Origin of the sequence: Aestuariivirga sp., assembly GCF_041738905.1 — a bacterium.
In the GTDB taxonomy this organism is placed as follows: Bacteria; Pseudomonadota; Alphaproteobacteria; order Rhizobiales; family Aestuariivirgaceae; genus Aestuariivirga.
Map to the genome: position 1 here is coordinate 1 of NZ_JBGSOZ010000014.1, position 2,380 is coordinate 2,380.

Sequence of the window (2,380 nt, forward strand, 5' to 3'; positions counted from 1 at the left end):
TGGCAAGCGCCTCGATAGACGTGGTAGCTTTCTTCATGGTGTTGCTCTCCATTCAGGATTGAACACCCCGAGCCTACGGCTCGAGGAGAGCAACGCCAACCTCACTCCAATTTTCTACATTGAGCGGGACATCCCCCACGATCATCGCGCCACTCTTCAGACAACTATCTCCAACATCGAAATCAATGCCAGGCGGCCGCTAGCGAAGGGATACGGAGCAGTTATGTCTTTCGTTCAATGTTTGAGAAGAGTAGAGCCGAGTTACCGACGCAATTGCTCGGCTGCCCAATCACGATATTCCGTTTTCATGGAGAACCGCATGTACAGAGGTATTCTCATTGCAATTGGCCTTATGCTGCCAATATCTCCGGCTTTGGCGGACGGGGAGTATGTCAGTGATAGGGTCGATGGTTTCTTTAAGTACTGCTACTATTCCGATGGTGGGGCGCTAACTGTGGGACCATCAAATCAATGCCCAGTGACCAATCGGGGCCTCGGTGGGCAAGTCGACGTTCAGGATACGTATCCTCCTGGAAAACTGGCGAGCGAAGAACTGAGAGGCAAGCACAAATATTGCCACTACTACGGTGGTGCATCTGTGCCGATTCTGCCGAATGACATTTGCCCAGCAACGAACAACTGAGACCGGACTGCTCCGGTCCGGGACTCTTAGAGCCGATCCAAGAAGTTTGGATTCATGGGCAAGGTGTTGAGCGGGTCAGTCGTTTGAGCATGAGACGGATCATTGCGAGGCGGACGAAGGCGGCTACAGTTGTGGCGTGACGTTCGAAGTCGCGGGTGAGACGGCGATTTCGGCTGATCCATGCAAACGTTCTTTCCACGATCCAACGCTTTGGCAGCACGATGAAGTGATGTAAGTCGGTTCGTTTGACGATCTCGATCCGCCACTTGCCGGTCGCGGCGATGGTCTTCGCCATTCTCGGTCCTTGATATCCAGCATCGGCGAATATCGTTTCGATGAAAGGAAAACGTCGCCGGACGCGCCGCAGGAGATCATGTGTGCCATCACGGTCCTGAATGTTGGCCTGTAAAACGTTCACCCCGAGCAGGAGGCCGAGCGTGTCGACGAGGATGTGGCGCTTGCTGCCGGTGACTTTCTTGCCCGCGTCAAACCCCTGCGGATCAATCGAAGAGCGCCTTTTTGAGATGCCCTGGCGCTCTGGGAGTCGATGATCGCGACGCTCGGACTTGCTTCGCGTCCGGCCGCTTCACGCATCGCCACATAGAGCGTGTCGTGGATACGCTCCAGCGTTCCGTCCCAGTTCCACAGCATGAAATAGAAATGCGCGGTGCTCCTCGGAGGCAAATCCTTCGGCAGGGCCTGCCACTGGCAACCTGTCGAAAGCACATAGAAGATCGCGTTGATAACCTCGCACACATTCACTGATCGGCGCCGCCCGCCACGTCGTGCCGGTGGAATGAAGGATGCGACCAGCGCCCACTCGGCATCGTTCAGATCACTGGGATAGCGCAGTCCGCTGCGGTCGGCAGCAAGGCGGTGTTCGGGCTTCCACATCGGCTGCTCCCATACGAATCATCTGCCCGACAGGGAACCACAACCGATTCATCCGATTCAACAAGTTCGTGGATCGGCTCTTAGGTATTCTCGGCCGCGGTACGGCGATACGTCGTCGGTGTGACACCCGTGAAGCGGCGGAAAGCGCGCGCGAAATGTTGTTGGTTTTCATAACCCGCCGTCATCGCCACGTCGACAATCTTGGCACTGCTGTTGTCAAGAAGACCGCGCGCAATCTCAAAGCGTGCTTGCTGCAGGACTTCGGAATATGAAATGCCGCTTTGGTGAAGACGGCGCTGCAACGTGCGTGTGCTCATACCGACGATCTCCGCGACAAGGGAAATATCTGGATGTGACCTGTTCAGGTAGGGCTGCAAGATCATGCGCAGGACACTTACAAAATCCCAAGCATGACCATTTGGACCGTGCGGCTGCTCAAGCGACACGGGGATCATGTCGGGCAGTGTGGTCATTCCACCACAAGGTCGTGCGAGAAGCGCGCCGTCAATCAGGATGGATGAGTGCACCTGACCCACCAGTATTCGGGTGTTCGGGTATGCTGCGCATGCAGCTTCGGGCGGGGTCTGGCGAGAAACAAAGGTCAACTCGGGCGGGGACCAACCCGGTCCGGCAAGGTCGCTCACGATGGAAATAACGCCCTGCAGGTTGAGCCATTCTGCAAGACAGACATGTGGGTGACGGGAAAAATGTGCCTGGTCACAGATCACGCGAATCTGGGTGCCTTCCTGCCGCATGCTCACCTCAAGGCAACTGTCCTCCTGCGTGGCGATCCGGATGAAAGCCTGCAGCCGTCTGAATCCGGTCTGTGCTGCGAGGACTTCG

At 56.4% G+C, this 2,380-nt stretch carries 3 protein-coding genes; 1 reads left to right on the top strand and 2 read right to left on the bottom strand.

Going from position 1 to position 2,380, the window contains the following annotated elements; all coding sequences use genetic code 11:
* Positions 1 to 643 (top strand): hypothetical protein (locus ACEW8Q_RS01050; RefSeq protein WP_373502197.1); only part of this gene is annotated, 643 nt, incomplete at its 5' end.
* A 52-nt stretch (positions 644 to 695) separates the two neighbouring features.
* On the opposite strand, the gene ACEW8Q_RS01055 is transcribed toward ACEW8Q_RS01050, so the two are convergent.
* Together ACEW8Q_RS01055 and ACEW8Q_RS01060 are read right to left on the bottom strand one after the other, a co-directional pair.
* Positions 696 to 1,537 (bottom strand): IS5 family transposase gene (locus ACEW8Q_RS01055; RefSeq protein WP_373502198.1). Its coding sequence is split into 2 segments (ribosomal slippage): positions 696 to 1,156 and positions 1,156 to 1,537, totalling 843 coding nucleotides; the frame shifts between segments, so codons are not numbered across the junction.
* A gap of 80 nt (positions 1,538 to 1,617) precedes the next feature.
* The coding region (locus ACEW8Q_RS01060) for a helix-turn-helix domain-containing protein (protein ID WP_373502199.1) at positions 1,618 to 2,380 on the bottom strand (763 nt) is incomplete at its 5' end.